The 18,283-nt window shown below is 70.6% G+C and carries 17 protein-coding genes; 12 read left to right on the top strand and 5 right to left on the bottom strand.

The window, feature by feature from the left end:
• Positions 1-5 precede the first annotated feature (5 nt).
• The 3 genes from BKA18_RS16575 to BKA18_RS16565 all read left to right on the top strand — a co-directional run bounded on the left by BKA18_RS16575 (position 6) and on the right by BKA18_RS16565 (position 2,782).
• Positions 6-530 carry a GNAT family N-acetyltransferase gene (locus BKA18_RS16575; protein WP_235448770.1) on the top strand — a complete coding sequence of 175 codons (525 nt, stop codon included), beginning with the start codon at positions 6-8 and terminating at the stop codon, positions 528-530.
• A 142-nt stretch (positions 531-672) separates the two neighbouring features.
• Positions 673-963 (top strand): DUF4229 domain-containing protein, encoded by a 291-nt coding sequence (locus tag BKA18_RS16570; RefSeq protein WP_093483867.1) that lies wholly within the window; start codon positions 673-675, stop codon positions 961-963.
• 463 nt (positions 964-1,426) lie between these two features.
• Complete coding sequence (locus tag BKA18_RS16565; RefSeq protein WP_366047665.1) at positions 1,427-2,782, top strand: dicarboxylate/amino acid:cation symporter; 1,356 nt, start codon at positions 1,427-1,429, stop codon at positions 2,780-2,782.
• A gap of 437 nt (positions 2,783-3,219) precedes the next feature.
• On the opposite strand, the gene BKA18_RS16560 is transcribed toward BKA18_RS16565, so the two are convergent.
• On the bottom strand, positions 3,220-3,585 hold the full coding sequence (locus BKA18_RS16560; protein ID WP_366047666.1) for a DUF4190 domain-containing protein: 366 nt from the start codon (positions 3,583-3,585) through the stop codon (positions 3,220-3,222).
• Between the two features lie 581 nt (positions 3,586-4,166).
• The gene (locus tag BKA18_RS16555; protein ID WP_366047667.1) at positions 4,167-5,045 is read right to left on the bottom strand and encodes an alpha/beta fold hydrolase; all 879 of its coding nucleotides are present in this window, start codon (positions 5,043-5,045) and stop codon (positions 4,167-4,169) included.
• A 147-nt stretch (positions 5,046-5,192) separates the two neighbouring features.
• Between BKA18_RS16555 and BKA18_RS16550 the strand changes: the two genes are divergently transcribed.
• Positions 5,193-5,897, top strand: a complete 705-nt coding sequence (locus BKA18_RS16550) for a TetR/AcrR family transcriptional regulator (RefSeq protein ID WP_366047668.1) — start codon at positions 5,193-5,195, stop codon at positions 5,895-5,897.
• Between the two features lie 769 nt (positions 5,898-6,666).
• A complete protein-coding gene (locus BKA18_RS16545; RefSeq protein ID WP_429638338.1) occupies positions 6,667-8,616 on the top strand; it encodes an AMP-dependent synthetase/ligase in 1,950 nt (649 codons plus the stop codon).
• A gap of 128 nt (positions 8,617-8,744) precedes the next feature.
• Here the strand turns inward: BKA18_RS16545 and BKA18_RS16540 are convergent, their stop codons facing one another.
• The 3 genes from BKA18_RS16540 to BKA18_RS16530 all read right to left on the bottom strand — a co-directional run bounded on the left by BKA18_RS16540 (position 8,745) and on the right by BKA18_RS16530 (position 10,122).
• Entirely contained in the window at positions 8,745-9,056 is a 312-nt protein-coding gene (locus BKA18_RS16540) for a hypothetical protein (protein WP_006604800.1), read from the bottom strand.
• Positions 9,057-9,072: 16 nt separating this feature from the next.
• Positions 9,073-9,210 carry a hypothetical protein gene (locus BKA18_RS16535; protein ID WP_154073971.1) on the bottom strand — a complete coding sequence of 46 codons (138 nt, stop codon included), beginning with the start codon at positions 9,208-9,210 and terminating at the stop codon, positions 9,073-9,075.
• Positions 9,211-9,918: 708 nt separating this feature from the next.
• Positions 9,919-10,122: a cold-shock protein gene (locus tag BKA18_RS16530; protein WP_003984261.1), complete on the bottom strand. Its 204-nt coding sequence runs from the start codon at positions 10,120-10,122 to the stop codon at positions 9,919-9,921.
• A gap of 249 nt (positions 10,123-10,371) precedes the next feature.
• Here BKA18_RS16530 and BKA18_RS16525 point away from each other — a divergent pair, with 249 nt between their 5' ends.
• The 7 genes from BKA18_RS16525 (at position 10,372) to BKA18_RS16495 (ending at position 18,144) form a co-directional block, all read left to right on the top strand.
• Positions 10,372-11,271 carry a menaquinone biosynthetic enzyme MqnA/MqnD family protein gene (locus tag BKA18_RS16525; RefSeq protein ID WP_078568701.1) on the top strand — a complete coding sequence of 300 codons (900 nt, stop codon included), beginning with the start codon at positions 10,372-10,374 and terminating at the stop codon, positions 11,269-11,271.
• A 178-nt stretch (positions 11,272-11,449) separates the two neighbouring features.
• Entirely contained in the window at positions 11,450-13,309 is a 1,860-nt protein-coding gene (locus tag BKA18_RS16520; RefSeq protein WP_366047669.1) for a serine/threonine-protein kinase, read from the top strand.
• Between the two features lie 148 nt (positions 13,310-13,457).
• Positions 13,458-14,657: a cyclic dehypoxanthinyl futalosine synthase gene (mqnC, locus tag BKA18_RS16515; RefSeq protein WP_006604804.1), complete on the top strand. Its 1,200-nt coding sequence runs from the start codon at positions 13,458-13,460 to the stop codon at positions 14,655-14,657.
• Between the two features lie 7 nt (positions 14,658-14,664).
• Positions 14,665-15,255: an imidazolonepropionase-like domain-containing protein gene (locus BKA18_RS16510; RefSeq protein WP_366047671.1), complete on the top strand. Its 591-nt coding sequence runs from the start codon at positions 14,665-14,667 to the stop codon at positions 15,253-15,255.
• 93 nt (positions 15,256-15,348) lie between these two features.
• Positions 15,349-16,050: a demethylmenaquinone methyltransferase gene (locus BKA18_RS16505; RefSeq protein ID WP_366047672.1), complete on the top strand. Its 702-nt coding sequence runs from the start codon at positions 15,349-15,351 to the stop codon at positions 16,048-16,050.
• Between the two features lie 124 nt (positions 16,051-16,174).
• On the top strand, positions 16,175-17,539 hold the full coding sequence (locus tag BKA18_RS16500) for a geranylgeranyl reductase family protein (RefSeq protein WP_144044215.1): 1,365 nt from the start codon (positions 16,175-16,177) through the stop codon (positions 17,537-17,539).
• Positions 17,540-17,688: 149 nt separating this feature from the next.
• Complete coding sequence (locus BKA18_RS16495; protein WP_366047673.1) at positions 17,689-18,144, top strand: carboxymuconolactone decarboxylase family protein; 456 nt, start codon at positions 17,689-17,691, stop codon at positions 18,142-18,144.
• Positions 18,145-18,283: the final 139 nt, after the last annotated feature.

Genomic DNA, 18,283 nt, shown 5'->3' with positions numbered 1-18,283 from the left:
GGGTCATGAACGTGCGTTTCGACCTGGACCCTTCCGTCACCCCCGCTCTCCGCGACGGGATATGCACGTTGTGGAGCGACGTCTCCAACGCCGACGGCGCCGTCGGCTTCGTCCCGCCGGTGACCCAGGACGACATACGCCCCGAGCTGCTGAGGCATCTGACCTCGATGGCCGAGGGCCGCACGCGTCTGCTGGTGGGCCGCGATCCGGACGGCCGGGTCCTGGCCGCCGCCTTCCTCACCCTCAACGGCCACCGTCTGATGCGCCACTGGCTGTGGGTCTACACCGTCATGGTCCACCCGTCCGTCCAGGGCCAGGGGGTCGGCCGGGAGCTGATGGCCGCGGTCGCCGACGCCGCCCGCTCGCTCGACGGCATCTCCGGCATCCGGCTCACCTGCCGCGGCGGCACCGGCCTCAGCCGCTTCTACGCGTCCTGCGGGTACAAGGAGGTCGGCCGGGTGCCCGGCGCGATCAAGGTCGCCGACGGTGACTTCCGGGATGACGTCACCATGTGGCGGGAGGTGGCCTGAGGTACGGGGCGGGGTGCGGGCCGGTGCGGGGGCGGAGGCTACGGCGAGGGGTGCTGCGGCGGGGGCCGCGAAGATCGCCCGAAGCGCTGTGCTTGACTGGATGCAGACCCTTTAGGTTGCCGTTGAGGAGAAGGTCCCATCCGTGAGTAGCCACAACTTCGCCACGCTCCGCTACACCGCCCTTCGCATCGGCCTCTTCGTCGCCTCGTTCGCCGTGGTCTGGGTGCTGGCCTACCTCCACATCATTCCGCTCGCCGTCGGCGCCTCCAACACCGTCTGGATGCTGCTGCTCGCCATCGTGATCTCCGCGCCGCTCAGCTTTGTGCTGCTGCGCAAGCAGCGGGATGCGATGTCCGAGCAGATCGTCGCCAAGGTCGACCGCCAGCGCGAGCGGCTCGCGGCCCACGCCGGCCAGGAGGACGGGCTGGGGTAACGGCCTGCGTAGCGGCCTGGACCTTTACGTAGGACGCCGCTGTGTAAGGCGCCTCACAGCCGCCCGTCCGCGACCGGCGCCCGCCGTCATGGCTTGTGTTCCATGACCGGGCGCCGGTCGCTTTTTTGACGGGTCGTCCGGGTCGGCGGCCTCTAGGGAAGTCAAAGATTTTCTTTGGGTTCCTCAAAGTTCAAGTGTTAATGTACGTGCCATGAAGATGGCAGCCGCGCCCCCGTTCCCCATGAGCACTCCGCTCGTGGCGCGCCTGCATGTCGATCTCTGCCGCTGTCTGTCCGCGGCCTGTTGCCGCCGCTGACTCTTCATTCAGCCGCCGGAGATCCCCCTCGCCCTCCGGGCGGGAGGCCCCCCTGCTTCGAGCTCCCTCGAACCGCTCCGCGGCCGCTCGACCTCCTGGCGCCCCGCGCCGCCTTCCGATGCCCGACCTGTCCCCGGAGTGTGTCCGTTGTCCACGTCTGCCAAGGCCGCCGAGTCCTCACCGGCGCCCCAGACCCCCAAGTCCTCCCGCATACCCAAGGTCCCGTTCTGGGCCCAGATCCTGGCCGGTCTCGCCCTGGGCGTGCTGCTCGGCGCGATCGCCAAGAACGGTGACATCGGCTGGCTCACCGCCACGCTCCAGCACATCGGCGACCTCTTCGTCCAGCTGCTGAAGCTGGCCGTGGCCCCGCTGGTCTTCTTCGCGATCCTGGTGTCGATCACCAATCTGCGGCAGGTCAACAACGCCGCCCGGCTCGCCACCCGCACCCTGCTGTGGTTCATGGTCACCTCGCTGATCGCGGTCGCGATCGGCCTGGCGATCGGCCTGCTCACCCACCCCGGCGCGGGCACCGGCCTGAGCCCCAAGGACGGCAAGCTCCCCGACCACGCGGGCTCCTGGATCGACTTCCTGACCGGCATCGTCCCCACCGACATCATCACGCCGTTCACCGAGCTCAACGTCCTGCAGATCGTCTTCATGGCGGCCGTCGCCGGCATCGCGGCGCTGCAGCTCGGCGAGAAGGCCGAGCCGGTCCTCACGATCAGCCGCTCCGTCCTGGAACTGCTGCAGAAGGCCCTGTGGTGGGTCATCCGCCTCGCCCCGCTCGGCACCGTCGGCCTCATCGGCAACGCCATCGCGACCTACGGCTGGAACCTGATCGGCAAGTACGCGACCTTCACCGTCGACATCTACCTCGGCTGCGCCCTGGTGCTGTTCGGCGTCTACCCGCTGCTGCTGTCGACCGTCGCCAAGGTCAACCCGCTGCAGTTCTTCCGCGGCGCCTGGCCGGCCATCCAGCTGGCCTTCGTCTCCCGCTCGTCGGTCGGCACCATGCCGGTCACCCAGCAGGTCACCGAGCGCCTCGGTGTGCCGCGCGAGTACGCCTCCTTCGCGGTGCCGTTCGGCTCGACGACCAAGATGGACGGCTGCGCCTCGATCTACCCGGCGATCGCCGCGATCTTCATCGCCCAGATCTTCGACGTCCACCTGGGCATCGGCGACTACCTCCTGATCGTCTTCGTCTCCGTCATCGGCTCCGCCGCCACCGCCGGCCTGACCGGCGCGACGGTCATGCTGACGCTGACCCTCTCCACACTGGGCCTCCCCCTGGAGGGCGTCGGCCTGCTGATGGCCATCGACCCGATCCTGGACATGATGCGTACGGCTACCAACGTGGCCGGCCAGTCGGTCATTCCGATCCTGGTCTCCGCCAGGGAGAAGATCCTGGACCGCGATGCGTACAGCGGCGCGAAGAGCATCAGCCTGGACACGACCAGCGCTGATGGCGCGGAGGAGAAGGTCTCCGTGCCGGCTGCTGCCTAACTTTCAGCTCGCCTCACAGGTGTGCCCCGGTCTCTTTACGGAGAACGGGGCACAGTGCGTGCACCCTCATCAGAAAGCCGTAGGCTGCGTTGCGCCACATTGCGGCACAACGTGCCCTCCCTGGGCGCATTGCTCTCTGAGCCCGCTGCGCTCGTTATCGGTCAGGCCATTCGCTCTCAGCACGCCTTCCTTCACGCCAACCGACCCGCCGACTTGTCATTGATCCCGGCATACCTGTGATCCGGTCGTGGCGTGGCCCTGTGGGCGCGTCCCGCCTAACTCTGTGCAGATAAGGCGTGTTACTCCGCCGACCACCTGAGATGGCTGCGCGAACGCGGCATCATCCCGCGCATCGCATGGCCCGGAATCGAGGCCGGCGGTGTTGGCGCACCGATTCATCGCGTACGTGATGTGTGAGATGTCTCTGTGTCTTGTCGCTACGCCCCAGTTGCTGCGCCGATGATGAGGAGCACCAAGAAGATTACGTAGCCGATGCAGCCGATGATGCCGGTCACCAGCCCAGCTACGGCCATACCGTCGCCCTTTTGCCTGGTGCGCTCTATCTCGCGGCGCGCTCTGGTGGCCAAGACGATTGCCAGGGGTCCCGTGACGATTCCTATGAAAGGTATGACCAGAGACGCGATTCCGATAACCATGGAAGCCACGGCCTTACCGCTCGTGTCTGGCTGTGGCTGGTATTGCGGATATGGAGCGAACTGCCCCTGTGGGTACTGCTGCTGGGGAGGTGGGTACTGCTGCTGGGGGGGTCGGTTCCGAGGATCCTGGGGCTGCTCAGTGCTCATGGCGCTTCCCTATTCCGTGATGCCTGGTCCCCCCTCCCCCTGCCGCAAACGGACAGATATGCGCTCTTACGACCGTCCCTCGGATACACCGGGCGTGCAACTTGATCTCGTGAGCAGTTTGGTTTCCGCCGGTTCGAGTTGCCTCTTGTTGGTGGGTACGGTCGAGGTCGCGTCCGGTGTGCGTCGGGGTGGTCACCTGTGGACGTGCGCCGGTTGATCGCGCGCGACCAGGGGAGCTGGTTCGGGCATGGCGGTTGATGCTGCGCAGGGTTCGGAAGAGGGGTTCACGTCGGCGGGGGCGGACCGGCTGAATGGCGCACGGCGGACCTGGATTCGTCGACTGCCTCCTGGCTGTTGGTCTGTGCTGCTTTAGGCGGCCGGTTGCTTCCACAAGCGTTGTGCTTGCTGCCGGTGTACCACTCGATTCCGCCCCAGCGGACGTGGCTGCTTGGCCGTCAGCTGAGTGGTCGTGGGCTCCTCGGCTGTCCGCCGCCGGAGCCGAGCAGCACGTCCGCGTCCGCGCCGCGCAGGAACTCCGCGGCGCGGACCTCGACCAGCCGCGCTCTCCGCGGGCCCCGCCCTCAGCCCGTCACCGCGCCCGTATGGGCCAGGATCGCGGTGGCCAGCGGTCCTTGGACGGCGGGCGGTAGCGCATGGCCCATCCCCGGGATCTCGACGAGCCGCGCGCCCCGCACGCACTGGGCGAGGTGGTGGGGGTGTGGCGGTGGGAAGACCGGTTCGGCGGGTGCGCAGATCACCAGCGCCGGCACCTCGTTCGTGGCGAGCTGCTCGGTGCGGAGCATGCCGTCGTGCTCCGCACGGCCGTGTGCGGTGCTCGTGCGGTGGTGCCCCGTGTGCGCGATGACGCGGTGCTCCAGGGCGCGGAAGTACTTGGCGTCGAAGGGGAGTTGGTCACCGGCGAGTACCCGCCAGTGTTCGATCCGGCGCTCCATTTCGGCCGCCGGCCCGTGATCCTCGACGGGCCGGGACCACAGCTCCAGGACCTCGGGCGCGATGCCCGGGAGTTCCCCGGCCGGCACCGTCCGACCGTCCGGGCGGGTGTAGGGGGTGGTGCTGAGGGCGCTGGTGCCGATGAGAGTGGCGCTGAGGCATCGGTCGGGGTGGTCCGCCAGCACCATTTGGGCCAGCATGCCGCCCAATGACATGCCGACGAGATGTGCCCGGCCGATGCCCAGCCCGTCCAGGACCGCGATCACGTCCGTGGCCAGATCGGCGATCCGGTAGGGCTGTTCCTCGAAGGACCACGTGGAGCGGCCGGTGTCACGGTGGTCGTAACGGATGACCCGGTGGTGCGCGGCCAGCGCGTCGACCAGTGGCTCCGGCCAGCCGACGCCGGTCGCCTGGGCGCCCATGACCAGCAACAGCGGGGGCGCATCGACGGGACCGCGCTGCTCGGTCCACAAGCGGATACCGGGCGCGGCATCGATGAACTGCTGCATGGGGCTGTCCTCCGGATAGGCGGCTCGGGCAACGTAACGATACGTATCGTCTCGCTAAGAGCGGGAACACGTCAAGCCGGCGGAGGCGGGAAGCGAAGATCGTAAACTTACTTTGCAGTAAAGGGGCGGGATGGAGGGACATTCAGGGTGGGAGCTGTGAAGAGCAAGAGGGTGCCGCGCGCCGTCCGGGAGCAGCAGATGCTGGACGCCGCGGTGCTGACGTTCGCACGGCGTGGATATCGGGCGGCCTCGATGGACGAGATCGCCGAACTGGCCGGGGTGTCCAAGCCGCTGGTCTATCTGTACCTGAATTCGAAGGAAGACCTGTTCAGCGCGGTGATCCGGCGGGAGTCGGAGGCGCTGATGGCGGCGGTTTCGGCAGCCGTCGAGCCGGGGGAGAGCGCCGACCGGCAACTGTGGGGCGGCCTGCGGGGGTTCTTTGCGTACACCGCCGAGCATCCGGGGGGCTGGGCCGTACTCCACCAGCAGGCCAGGACGCATGGTGAGCCGTTCGCCCACGAAGTCGCCGCGGTACGAGGGGAGATCGTCGAGTTCGTCACGGAATTGCTGGGTGCAGCCGCAAAGGAAGCGGGCTGCGTCGGCGAGCTGGCCGAACGGGAGGTGGCCGGGCTCGCGCACGCGCTGGTCGGCGCCGCCGAGTCGCTCGCCGAGTGGGCCAATTGCCGTACGGACGAGGGCGTTTCGGGGGAGTGGGCGCGTCCGTCGGCGAAGGATGCCGCGGCCACGATGATGAACGTCGTGTGGGCGGGCCTCGGCCGGATGATGGGCGGGGAGCGCTGGGTGCCGGGCGAACTCGTCGGCCATGAGGGCCGGTCCGGCGCCAGGGGGTGACGCGGTCCGGCGTCAGGGGGGCGTGGCCCAGCGTCAGGGGGGCGTGGCCCGGCGTGCGGCGGCCGATGGTACGCCGCGCGCCGGGCCGCCGACTGTTTGCGGGCCGCCCGGCGGGTGACGGTCCTCGGTGTGGACGGCGGCCGGGCACGCGGCAGGCGCAGGGCAGGCCGTTCGTGACCTGGAACCGTGGTCCGTGGGGTGAATTCGTGAAGGTGTCGCGCGCCCATTGGCCGGCTCCTGCTCCTCACATAAATTGACCTCGAAGTAAGGTTACCGTCGGGTCGGGAGCTGGGTCGCAGATGAGTGCCACGGTTCCCCCGGCAGGAGCGAGGCGTTCGCCGAGGGTCGCCGGCGCCGTCGCCGAGCCGTCGCAACCCGCCCGATTTCGTGCGGTGTTGGGGCCGATCGAGGCCGACGCCGCGATGGTGCCCGGTAGTTCGACGCCCCTGGGAGCGGAGCCCGGGCGTCGTCAGAAAACGGCCGCCCCAGACCAGTTACCTGCCGTGACCCGGCCGCGTCCGTGCCCGCGTCCGCGCCCGTAACGGTGACCGCTGCGGCGCGCAGGCGCACCGGCCCCACCGGCCCCGCCGCCCACAGCGCGTAGCCCCTACCACCCTGGCCACCACAAGGGCACCAGCCACGGCACCAGCCACGGCACCAGCCCCAACCCCCACGGCCACCCACCGCCCACGCGGCACCGCGCGCCCCTCCCGCACCCCCAGGCGCCCCACCCCCCTCCGCACTCCACAGGCGAAACGAGGAGCCGCTCGTGTTCCACCAGGACAGTGCAGCCACCGGATCACCCGTCGACGTACCAGCCGCCGACCCCGCCGACGCCCCTGCCCGCACCTTGCGGGAGCCCCAGAAAACCCTGGTCAACGGCGCAGTTCGGGAGGTCTACGTCCCCCCGCTGGTCCCGCCCGTCCGCAGTGGCTCACTCGGCGACCTTCCCTTCACCAACGCCGCCGAGGCGCCCGCCGACGTCGTGCTCGCCCGCAAACAACCCAGCGGTACCTGGCGGGACATCACCGCCGCGGAGTTCGCCGTCGAGGTCCGCGCTGTCGCCAAGGGCCTGATCGCGCACGGCCTCCGCCCCGGCGACCGGCTCGCGATCATGGCCCGTACGACCTATGAGTGGACCCTCGTCGACTTCGCCGCCTGGGCGGCCGGCCTGGTCACCGTCCCTCTCTACCCCACGTCCTCCGCCCACCAGGCGCAGTGGATCCTGCACGACTCCAGTGCCCGCGCCTGCGTCGTGGAGAACGTCGAGGAGGCCCGGCTGATCAGCGGCCTGCGCGGCGAACTCCCCGTGCTGGACCACCTCTGGCAGTTCAACACCGGGGCCGTCGCCCAGCTCATCGCCGCGGGCCGGGACCTCCCGGACGAGGCGGTCGACCAATGCCGCGCCGCCACCGGCCCGTACGCCCTCGCCACCCTCATCTACACCTCCGGCACCACCGGTCGCCCCAAGGGCTGCGCCCTCACCCACGCCAACTTCTTCGCCGAGGTCGACAACGCCGTCGAACTGCTGCACCCGATCTTCAGGTCGGTCAGCGAGGAGCCCGCCGCCACCCTGCTCTTCCTCCCGCTCTCCCACGTCTTCGGCCGTATGGTCGCCGTCGGCTGCCTGCGCGCCCGCGTCCGCCTCGGCCACGCCCCCAGCATTCAGACCGACGACCTGCTCGCCGACCTGGCCGGCTTCCGTCCGACGTTCCTGCTGGCCATCCCGTACGTCCTGGAGAAGGTCTTCAACACCGGCCGGGCCACTGCGGAGAAGATGGGCAAGGGCTCCTCCTTCGACCGCGCGGCCCGCGTCGCGCGCTCCTACGGCGAGGCGGTCGAGGCCAGGGAACACGGGACGGGCCCCGGCCCCGGCGTCGCCCTCAAGGCCGCCCGCAAGCTCTACGATCCGCTCGTCTACCGCCGCATCCGGGCCGCGCTCGGCGGCAGGGTCCGCCACATCCTCTGCGGCGGCTCCCCCCTCGGCCACCGCCTCGCCGCCTTCTACACCGGCGCCGGCATCGAGATCTTCGAGGGCTACGGCCTGACGGAGACCACGGCCGCCACCACGGTCACGCCACCGCTGCGCCCCCGCATCGGCACGGTCGGCTGGCCGCTCCCCGGCAGCGCGGTGCGGATCGCCGACGACGGCGAGATCCTGATCCACGGCGGACACGTCTTCTCCGGCTACTGGGACGCCACCCTCGGCGCGGCCCGCCCCGTCACCGATCACGGCTGGTTCGCCACCGGCGACCTCGGATCGCTCGACCCGGACGGCTACCTCACCATCACCGGCCGCAAGAAGGAGATCCTCGTGACCACGGGCGGCAAGAACGTCGCCCCCGCGCCCCTGGAGGACCGCCTCCGCTCGCACCCCCTCGTCGGCCAGTGCATGGTCGTCGGCGACAACCGCCCCTACATCACCGCCCTGCTCACCCTGGATCCGGACGGCCTCGCCCACTGGTGCCAGATGCACAAGAAGCAGGACGTGCCGTCCGGGCAACTGCTCCGCGACAAGGGCCTGCTCGCCGATCTCCAGCGTGCGGTGGACGACGCCAACGCACTGGTCTCCCGTGCCGAATCCATTCGCCGCTTCGCCGTTCTCCCGGTGGATTTCACCCCGGAATCCGGGCATCTGACCCCGTCCCTGAAACTTCGCCGGGCCGCCGTCTCGCGTGATTTCGCCAAAGACATAGCCAGCCTTTACGAAAGCAGGTGACCCCGCTCTGGAGCCCTCGCCCCCGGCGCGTCAGACTGGAACCCCGTGTCACCTCTGTGGGGGAGGTGGCACGGGGTCTGACGTGCGGAGTCTCTGAGGCCCGCCGAGCGGCCCCGTCGCTGGACCGCTCACTGCGGCGGCAGCGCGACCGCCGTCTGCATATCGCAGGAGTTGCACCAGAACGCCCAGCCGTTGGCGTCGACGGACCGTGAGCCACAGGCCAGGCACGGGTCGCCGACGAAGCTCGCCGTCACCCAGGAACCGGCCGTCGCCGCACGGCGTCCCTCGGCCGCGCACTCCTCGGCGTAGCACGGAATGCACAGCCCGCCCTGCTGGCCCGGCAGCTTCATCGAACGTATCCCGCAGGTCGAGCACGGCAGCCGGCCGACGTACTGCGCGTCCAGGCCGACCGGCTTACCGTTCCTTCCCAAGGGCGCCATGTCGCCTTCGCCTCCCCTAAGCCAGGACGGTGCCGGTGCCGCCGCAACCGGAGCACTGCGTCGTGACCTTGTCGCCGGCCGGCGTCTCCCAGTCCACGGTGCCTCTGCCACCACAGTCGGGACAGGTCTTCTGCGGGGGCAAGTGCTCGCTCATTCTGCCCACGGTATGCCGCGCCATGTTCCGATGTGACCACTTTCGGTGATCACTTCGTCATCTGCCGCAACTTCTTTGTACCGGTGGGCACTTACGCCAAAATGTGCCGCCGGGTCCGCCCGCTCGCCGGGCGGGCAGGCCGGGTGCGCCGACCGCTGCCATGGACGCGGCTCCGCGCGTATTTCCGGCCCTCGCGCGGGGTGAGTAGGTGGCGCGTATGCGACTGAGTACGGTGGCCGATGGCGCCCCGTGTCCGGAAGCATTGACTTCCCCTGTGACCCCCATGACCCCCATGACCCCCATGACCCCCATGGCGCCCATGACGCCGACGACCGGTCGGCCACCGCCGTCCGTCGCCGCCTCGGCGCTTCCCTTGCTGCTCACGGTTTTCTGCTGAGCGATTGCTGTACTTGCCACGCCCGGACGCGTCGAGATCCTGTTTCTTTGCGACCAAACGAGGGAGATGACTGCTGCCGGGGGGTAGCGAGCGGTGCGCGCATTGCCGGAGAATTTTCCGCATTGCTGCGCCCGATGGGTGTGTCATGCGCCGGACGAGAAAAATTCATGCGGTGGCCATTCAGGCCGGTCGTCGGCAGGAAACCAGTCGTCGGCAGGAAAAGGCAGGAGCCCCGCTCGCCACCGAAATGGCGGAGCAGGGCTCCTTGGGTACTGCTGGAAACGACCTGGAAAGATTCCGGGCCAGGCAACTTAGACCGGCGTGACGTTCTCCGCCTGCGGACCCTTCGGGCCCTGCGTGACGTCGAAGTTCACCTGCTGGTTCTCCTCCAGGGAGCGGAAACCAGAGGCGTTGATCGCCGAGTAGTGGACGAAGACATCCGGGCCGCCGCCGTCCTGGGCGATGAAGCCGAAGCCCTTTTCAGCGTTGAACCACTTGACGGTTCCGGTAGCCATAAGCCCTCCTTGGGCCAAAGGGTTGCCCTGCTCCAGAACCTGCAAAGAAGTCTGAAACTACAAGAGCCTGCGGGGTCACATGCTCCGCAGGCTCTGTACTGCAAGGGAAACCAAACTGCAACTTGCGCTGAGCTTAGCATGGTGCGCTCGCAAGGCGGAAGAGCCAAAGATCACGTTTAACCGACCGCACTAACGTCCATACGCCGACCCGCCGCGCTGCCCCTAGCGGGACAGGTCTAGCCTCCGCATGTGGACAATTCAACCTTCGGAGACGCACCCGCGGGAGCCGACGCCGGCCGCCGTCGCAGCCGGCCGCGAGTGGGCCACATCCAGTTCCTGAACTGCATGCCCCTTTACTGGGGCCTCGCCCGTACGGGCACCCTGCTCGATCTGGACCTCACCAAGGACACGCCGGAGAAGCTCAGCGAGCAGCTGGTCCGCGGGGAGCTCGACATCGCGCCGATCACCCTCGTGGAATTCCTGCGGGCCGCCGACGACCTCGTCGCCTTTCCCGACCTCGCCGTCGGCTGCGACGGCCCGGTGATGTCCTGTGTGATCGTTTCGCAGAAGCCGCTGGAGCAGCTGGACGGTGCCCGGGTCGCCCTCGGCTCGACCTCCAGGACGTCCGTACGGCTGGCCCAGCTGCTGCTGGCCGAGAAGATCGGGGTACGGCCCGACTACTACACCTGCCCGCCGGACCTCGGCGTGATGATGCAGGAGGCGGACGCGGCGGTGCTGATCGGTGACGCCGCGCTGCGCGCCAATCTGCACGACGGGCCCCGGCTGGGCCTGGAGGTGCACGACCTGGGCCAGATGTGGAAGGAGTGGACGGGCCTGCCGTTCGTCTTCGCCGTCTGGGCGGCCCGGCGCGAGTACCTGGAGCGCGAGCCGGTCGTGGTGCAGAAGGTGCACGAGGCGTTTCTGGCCTCGCGTGATCTGTCGCTGGAGGAGGTCGGCAAGGTCGCCGAGCAGGCGGCCCGCTGGGAGACCTTCGACGAGCCGGTCCTGGAGCGCTACTTCACCACGCTCGACTTCCGTTTCGGGCCCGCACAGCTGGCGGGGGTCACGGAATTCGCCCGGCGGGTCGGGCCGACGACCGGGTTCCCGGCCGATGTGCAGGTGGACCTGCTGGGGTCGGCGGCCGGGTAGTCGGCCGGCGGAGGGGCGGGTCGCGGCCCGGAGGCGGGCGGGCCAAGTGGACGGGCGGTGCGGCGGTGCCGGGCCGGTGCACGGGCGCGAGCCGCCGGGGCGCCCGCCGGGTACGGGAGGCAGGGGCCCTGCTTCCTGCGGGCCATAATCTGGGTGCGCGTATCAAGGGGGAGGCGCCATGGAGCCGCTGTCACCGGACGATCCACGGGCCCTGGGCGGATACCGGCTGCTGGGCAGGCTCGGCGCGGGCGGGATGGGGCGGGTCTATCTCGGGCGCAGCGCCGGCGGCCGTACTGTCGCCGTGAAGGCCGTCCATGCGCACTTCGCCGCGGACGACCAGTTCCGGGCGCGTTTCCGGCGCGAGATCGAATCGGCGCGGCGGGTGGGCGGCGACTGGACGGCGCCGGTGCTGGACGCCGACCCGGATGCGTCCGTCCCGTGGATCGCCACGGGCTATGCGGCCGGTCCCTCGCTCGCCCAGGCCGTCGCCGAGGCCGGGGCGCTGCCCGGGCACACCGTACGGGCGCTGGGTGCCGGGCTGGCCGAGGCGCTGGCCGCGGTGCATGCGCTCGGGCTGGTGCACCGGGACGTCAAGCCGTCGAACGTGCTGCTGACGCTCGACGGGCCGCTGCTGATCGACTTCGGGATCGCGCGGGCCACGGAGGGGACTGCCTCGCTGACCTCCACGGGGGTCTCGGTGGGGTCGCCCGGCTATATGGCGCCCGAACAGATCCTGGGCAATGAGGCTGCGGGCGCCGCCGACGTCTTCTCGCTGGGCGCGGTGCTGGCCTTCGCGGCGACCGGCAGCAGCCCGTTCCCGGGGGACTCGTCCGCGGCGCTGCTCTACAAGGTCGTGCACGAGGAACCCGTACTGGGGCCGCAACTCAGTGGTGAGCTGCGGGAGTCGGTGGTCGCCTGTCTGGCCAAGAACCCCGCGGACCGGCCCGCCCCCACGGCGCTCGCGGCCCGGCTCGCGGGGGAGGGGAGCGGCGGCGCGGCGGGCCTGGTGCGCGCGGGGTGGCTGCCCGGTCCGCTGGTCGAGCGGGTCAGCCGGCAGGCGGTGGAGCTGTTGAACCTCGACGCGGGGGAGGAGCCGGCGGCCGGCGGCCCGGCGCGGGCGGGGCAGGGCACGGCGGGTGCGGTGCCCGGCGGCGCGTTCGGGCCCCCGGATCCCTCGTACGGGGCGGTGTCCGGGCTGGTGCCGTTCGACAGTGCGGTCCAGACGGGGGCGCCGGCGACGGAGACCTCCGGGGTTCCCGCTCGGCCGGCCGGCCCTCCCGTACAGGCGGCGCCGTGGCCGGCGGCCGGCGGTGCGCCGTCCCCGGCGGCAGCGGGGGCCGGCCGCCCGGCGACGGCCGGGCAGCACGCGGCGGCCACCGGCCCGGACCGGCCGCAGGCAGCGGCCCAACTCGCCGACCTGCCGACCGGGGCGCCGCCGGCCGCCCCCAAGGAGCGGCGGATCGCGCTGTCCGGCGCGCTCGGCGGTGGAGGCAAGGACCGGCCGCGCCGGATGAGCTGCACGCTGGTGTTGTCGGTGGCCGGTGCGTTCGCCGCCGCGACGACGGCGGGGTTCGTCTTCCATCTGCTGCCCGGGGTGGGCGGCGAGGCCGACGGCGGAGCGCAGACGGGCGCCAGGCCGCCGGCCGACGCCACACCGGCGCCCCGGCCCGGCGACCAGGGGGACGGCGCGGCCACCGTGGCCAAGGCGTTCCTGGGCACCTGGACGGGCAGCGTCACGACCTCGCACGGCATCCCGAACGGCACGCTCACCAGCGTCATCAAAAACGGTGGCAAGGGTGAGTACGTCATCCACACCACCTATGACGCGGTGCTGGTGAAGTGCCGGGCCAAGGCGCGGCTGGAGTCGGCCACCGGGAAGCGGCTGGTCCTCATGGAGCGTCCGGACGGACAGCAGGGTGCCGGCTGTACGGGGAACCAGTCCCGGGTGACGTACACGCTGGGCCCGGGCGGCACGCTCGCCTTCGCCTCGGACGACGCCGCGGGCGGCACGCCGCGGGCGACACTGACGAAGCGATGACGAGGCGCTGAGAGCGGCGGCGCGCACGGGCGTATGAGGCGTGGACCAGGCGCTGCTGCCGGGCGCCGGCTGACCGGCGGCGAGGCTGTCGGACCCCTGACGTACGCTGGTTCAGTTCGTGATGCCCGCCTGTGAAAGGGACGCCCCGGTGACCGAGAACGCCGACCTCCAGTCCGTGCTCGACCGCGCCGCGCAGGGCGGCCGGATCACGCCGCAGGAAGCGCTCGACCTGTACCGCTCCGCCCCGTTGCACGCGCTGGGCCAGGCCGCCGACGCCGTGCGCCGCCGCCGCTACGCGGGCACCGAGCACATCGCGACGTACATCATCGAGCGCAACATCAACTACACCAATGTGTGTGTGACGGCGTGCAAGTTCTGCGCCTTCTACGCCGCGCCCAAGGACACCGCCAAGGGCTGGACCCGCGATCTGGACGACATCCTGCGCCGCTGCGCGGAGACCGTCGAACTGGGCGGCACCCAGATCATGTTCCAGGGCGGGCACCACCCGGACTACGGCGTCGAGTACTACGAGGAACACTTCTCGGCGATCAAGAAGGCCTTTCCGCAGCTGGTCATCCACTCCCTCGGTGCCTCCGAGGTCGAGCACATGGCCCGGATCTCCAAGGTGTCGGTCGAGGAGGCGATCCAGCGCATCCACGCCGCCGGGCTCGACTCCTTCGCGGGCGCCGGCGCCGAGCTGCTGCCGGCCCGTCCCCGCAAGGCCATCGCCCCGCTGAAGGAGTCCGGCGAGCGCTGGCTTGAGATCATGGAGGCGGCCCACAACCTGGGTGTCGAATCCACCTCCACCATGCTCATGGGCACCGGCGAGACCAACGCCGAGCGGATCGAGCACCTGCGGATGATCCGCGACGTCCAGGACCGTACGGGCGGCTTCCGTGCCTTCATCCCGTACACCTACCAGCCGGAGAACAACCACCTGAAGGGCCAGACGCAGGCCACCCTCTTCGAGTACCTGCGCATGATCGCCCTCGCCCGGCTCTTCTTCGACAACGTCGCGCACATCCAGGGCTCGTGGCTGACCACCGGCAAGGAGATCGGCCAGCTGTCGCTGCATTACGGCGCGGACGACCTCGGCTCGATCATGCTGGAGGAGAACGTGGTCTCCTCGGCCGGTGCCAAGCACCGCTCCAACCGCATGGAGATCATCGACCTGATCCGCAAGGCGGGCCGGGTCCCGGCCCAGCGCGCCACGACCTACGAGCACCTCCTCGTGCACGACGACCCGGCCAACGACCCGGTCGACGACAAGGTCGTCTCGCATCTGTCCTCGACGGCGATCGAGGGCGGCACGGCTCATCCCGAGCTGAAGCTCGTCGAGGCCAACTGACCCCGCGATGCTGACACTTCACCGCGTGCGCGGTGTCCGGCTCGTCCCCGACGGGGCGCCGGCCGCCGGCCATGCGGTCCTCGTCGACGGCGGCCGGATCGCCGCCATCGGCCCGTACGAGGAGCTGCTGGCGGCTTACGGCACGGAGGTCTCCCCTGGTCGAGCGCAGTCGAGAGCTCGGGGGAGGGTGCGGGTCCGGGAGTGGGACGGCGTGCTGACCCCCGGCCGTGCCGAACCGGACGGTGCCGTGCTGCTGGAGGACGTCTACCACCCCGACCCGCGCGAGGCCGGGGAGCTCGGCAGCGAGCCGATCGGGGGTGCGGCGCTCGCCGCGCTCGACATGACCGAGGCGCGCTGGGGCGCCAGCGCCCGCCGGGGCCTGCAGCGTCTGCTGGCCCTCGGCACGACGGCGCTGACCGGGCCGTTCACCCGGCCCGCGGTCCGTACGGCCGTCCAGCGGTCCGGGCTCGCGGAGGTGCCCGGCGGCCGCCCGCGTGCGCTGACCGTCGGCGGCGCGGCCGATTTCGCCGTCTTCGCCGAGGACGGCAGCGCTCTGGTCACGGTGTTGGCCGGCCGGCTCGTCCATCGCCGCCGCTGAAACGGAACGCCCCGTGCCGCTCGCCGGCACCGGTTCCGGCGCCCGGCCGTGCCCGGTGCGGGCCCGGGACCGGGCACGGTGGACAATGGCCGGGTGACCCGAGCATCCCTGGACAAGCAGCCGCACGAAGTCGCCGCGATGTTCGACGACGTGGCGGCACGGTACGACCTCACCAACGATGTCCTCTCCCTGGGGCAGGCGCGGCTGTGGCGCAAGGAGGTGGAGCGGGCGGTGGCCGCCCGCCCCGCCGAGCGGGTGCTCGACCTCGCGGCCGGTACGGGCACCTCCTCGCTGCCGTTCGCCGGGGCCGGTGCGTACGTCGTGCCCTGCGACTTCTCCGTCGGCATGCTGGGCGAGGGCAAGAAGCGCCGCCCGTGGCTGCCGTTCACGGCCGGTGACGGCACCCGGCTGCCGTTCGCGGACGGGGTGTTCGACGCCGTCACCATCTCCTTCGGGCTGCGCAACATCCAGGACACCGATGCCGCGCTGGCGGAGCTCTACCGGGTCACCAAGCCCGGCGGACGCCTGGTGATCTGCGAGTTCAGCGAGCCGACCTGGGCGCCGTTCAGGACCGTCTACACCGAGTACCTGATGCGTGCGCTGCCGCCGGTCGCCCGTGCGGTCAGCAGCAACCCGGACGCCTACGTCTATCTCGCCGAGTCCATCCGCACCTGGCCGAACCAGCCCGAACTCGCCGCCCGGCTCCAGGGCGTGGGCTGGACCGGGGTGGCCTGGCGCAATCTGACCGGCGGCGTCGTGGCACTGCACCGGGGGCGCAAGCCGGCCGGGAGCTGACGGCAGCAAGCAGCGGGCAGCGGGCGGTTCGCGGGCGGTGCGGGCCCGGCCCGCCGCACACGGAGGTCACGGCACAACCCTTCAGGTTCCGCTCACCACGGCCCCCATAGACTGCCCGTGCCCGGTGCCGGTCGGCACCCAGAAATCCAGATATCGACTTCCGGGAGACAGCACCGTGACCGAGTCCGCGTCCGTGACCGATTCCGTGACCACAGCCCGCTCGGAGCACAGCGCGGACGTGATCGTCGTCGGTGCCGGGCCCGCCGGCTCGGCGACCGCCTATCACCTCGCCAAGTCCGGTCTGGACGTGCTCCTGCTGGAGAAGACCGCCTTCCCGCGCGAGAAGGTCTGCGGCGACGGGCTCACCCCGCGCGCCACCAAGCAGCTGGTCGCGATGGGCATCGACATCTCCGAGGAAGCGGGCTGGCTGCGCAACAAGGGCCTGCGGATCATCGGCGGCGGCTCCCGGCTCCAGCTCGACTGGCCGGAGCTGGCCTCGTACCCGGACTACGGACTGGTCCGCAAGCGCGACGACTTCGACGAGCAGCTGGCCCGGCAGGCGCAGAAGGCCGGCGCGCGGCTGTACGAGCGCTGCAACGTCGGCGCGCCGATCGTCCACGAGCTGACCGGCCACATCACCGGCGTCCACGCCAAGCTGGGCGACGAGAAGACCCCGGTCACCTTCCACGCCCCGCTCGTCGTCGCCGCCGACGGCAACTCCACCCGGCTCTCGCTGGCCATGGGGCTGCACCGGCGCGAGGACCGCCCCATGGGCGTGGCCGTGCGGACGTACTTCACCTCGCCCCGGCACGACGACGACTACCTGGAGTCCTGGCTGGAGCTGTGGGACCGCCGCGGCGCCCAGGACCGGCTGCTGCCCGGCTACGGCTGGATCTTCGGCATGGGCGACGGGACGAGCAACGTCGGCCTCGGCATCCTCAACTCCAGCTCCGCCTTCCGGGAGCTGGACTGGCGCGAGATCCTCAAGGCCTGGTGCGCGTCGATGCCCGAGGACTGGGGGTACACGCCGGAGAACATGACCGGCCCGATCCGCGGCGCCGCGCTCCCCATGGCCTTCAACCGGCAGCCGCACTACACCAAGGGCCTGCTGCTGGTCGGTGACGCGGGTGGGCTGGTCAACCCGTTCAACGGCGAGGGCATCGCCTACGCCATGGAGTCCGGCGCGATCGCGGCCGAGGTCATCGTGCAGGCGCACGCCCGTGCCACGTACGCACAGCGCGAGCTGGCCCTGCAGCGCTACCCGAAGATCCTCAAGGACACCTACGGCGGCTACTACTCCCTCGGCCGCGCCTTTGTGAAGCTCATCGGCAACCCCAAGGTCATGAAGGTCGCCACCCAGCGCGGGCTGACCCACCCGCTGCTGATGCGCTTCACCCTCAAGATGCTCGCCAACCTCACCGACCCCACGGGCGGTGACGCGATGGACCGCATCATCAACGGTCTGAGCAAGGTCGCACCGAAGGCGTGACCTACGGGCCGGCACCGGGCGGAGGCCCGGTGCCGGCCCGCTGAGCGTCGTCGGCGGCGGTCCGGGAAATTTTCCGGGCCGCCGCCGTCACATTCTCCGGCCGGGATCCGTCAGTGCGACAACGACGGAATCTCCGGAGGAGAGCAGTGATGAACGCACGGATGAAGAACCCCGCAGTGGTCCTCCCCGAGGCCATGCAGCCCCTGCTCGACGTGTTCAAGGCGACGCGTCAGGGCGGGGTGCCGGAGGCGACCCTGGAGCTGGTGCATCTGCGCGCCAGCCAGATCAACGGCTGCAGCTTCTGCGTCGACGGGGGCGTCAAGAGCGCCCGGAAGAACGGGGTGAGCGACGAGTGGCTGTTCGCGGTGGCGGCCTGGCGGGAGGCGCCGTACTTCTCGGACGCCGAGCGCGCGGCCCTGGCGCTCACCGAGGCGGCCACCCGGCTCGCCGACAGCGCCGACCCGGTGCCGGACGCCGTCTGGGACGAGGCCGCCGACCACTTCGACGAGCGGCAGCTGGCGGCGATCATCCTGACGATCGGGGTCACCAACCTCTTCAACCGGCTCAACGCGACCACCAAGCAGCCGGCGGGCGCGGGCTGGTGATCCGCCGGCCGGCCGCGGCCCGTACGTGCCCCGGTCGGCCACGGCCGGATGTGCCGCGGCCGGCCACGGCGCCACCTGCGGGTGAGTGCCGGTGGCGCCGTGCCGGACCGGTCCGGTCAGCCGACGGGACGTGGGCCGG

This window comes from Streptomyces auratus (genome assembly GCF_050433025.1).
Taxonomy (GTDB): Bacteria; Actinomycetota; Actinomycetes; order Streptomycetales; family Streptomycetaceae; genus Streptomyces; species Streptomyces sioyaensis.
Note: the sequence above shows the minus strand (reverse complement) of the source record. Positions and strands in the feature narration are given on the sequence as shown.

Excerpts from the sequence above, each read along its gene's own strand:
- BKA18_RS16575 (WP_235448770.1), top strand. The coding sequence starts at position 6 with ATGAACGTGCGTTTCGACCTGGACCCTTCCGTCACCCCCGCTCTCCGC.
- BKA18_RS16560 (WP_366047666.1), bottom strand. The coding sequence starts at position 3,585 with ATGAGCACTGAGCAGCCCCAGGATCCTCGGAACCGACCCCCCCAGCAG.
- BKA18_RS16555 (WP_366047667.1), bottom strand. The coding sequence starts at position 5,045 with ATGCAGCAGTTCATCGATGCCGCGCCCGGTATCCGCTTGTGGACCGAG.
- BKA18_RS16540 (WP_006604800.1), bottom strand. The coding sequence starts at position 9,056 with ATGGCGCCCTTGGGAAGGAACGGTAAGCCGGTCGGCCTGGACGCGCAG.
- BKA18_RS16535 (WP_154073971.1), bottom strand. The coding sequence starts at position 9,210 with ATGAGCGAGCACTTGCCCCCGCAGAAGACCTGTCCCGACTGTGGTGGC.
- BKA18_RS16530 (WP_003984261.1), bottom strand. The coding sequence starts at position 10,122 with ATGGCTACCGGAACCGTCAAGTGGTTCAACGCTGAAAAGGGCTTCGGC.
- BKA18_RS16520 (WP_366047669.1), top strand. The coding sequence starts at position 11,450 with ATGGAGCCGCTGTCACCGGACGATCCACGGGCCCTGGGCGGATACCGG.
- BKA18_RS16510 (WP_366047671.1), top strand. The coding sequence starts at position 14,665 with ATGCTGACACTTCACCGCGTGCGCGGTGTCCGGCTCGTCCCCGACGGG.
- BKA18_RS16495 (WP_366047673.1), top strand. The coding sequence starts at position 17,689 with ATGAACGCACGGATGAAGAACCCCGCAGTGGTCCTCCCCGAGGCCATG.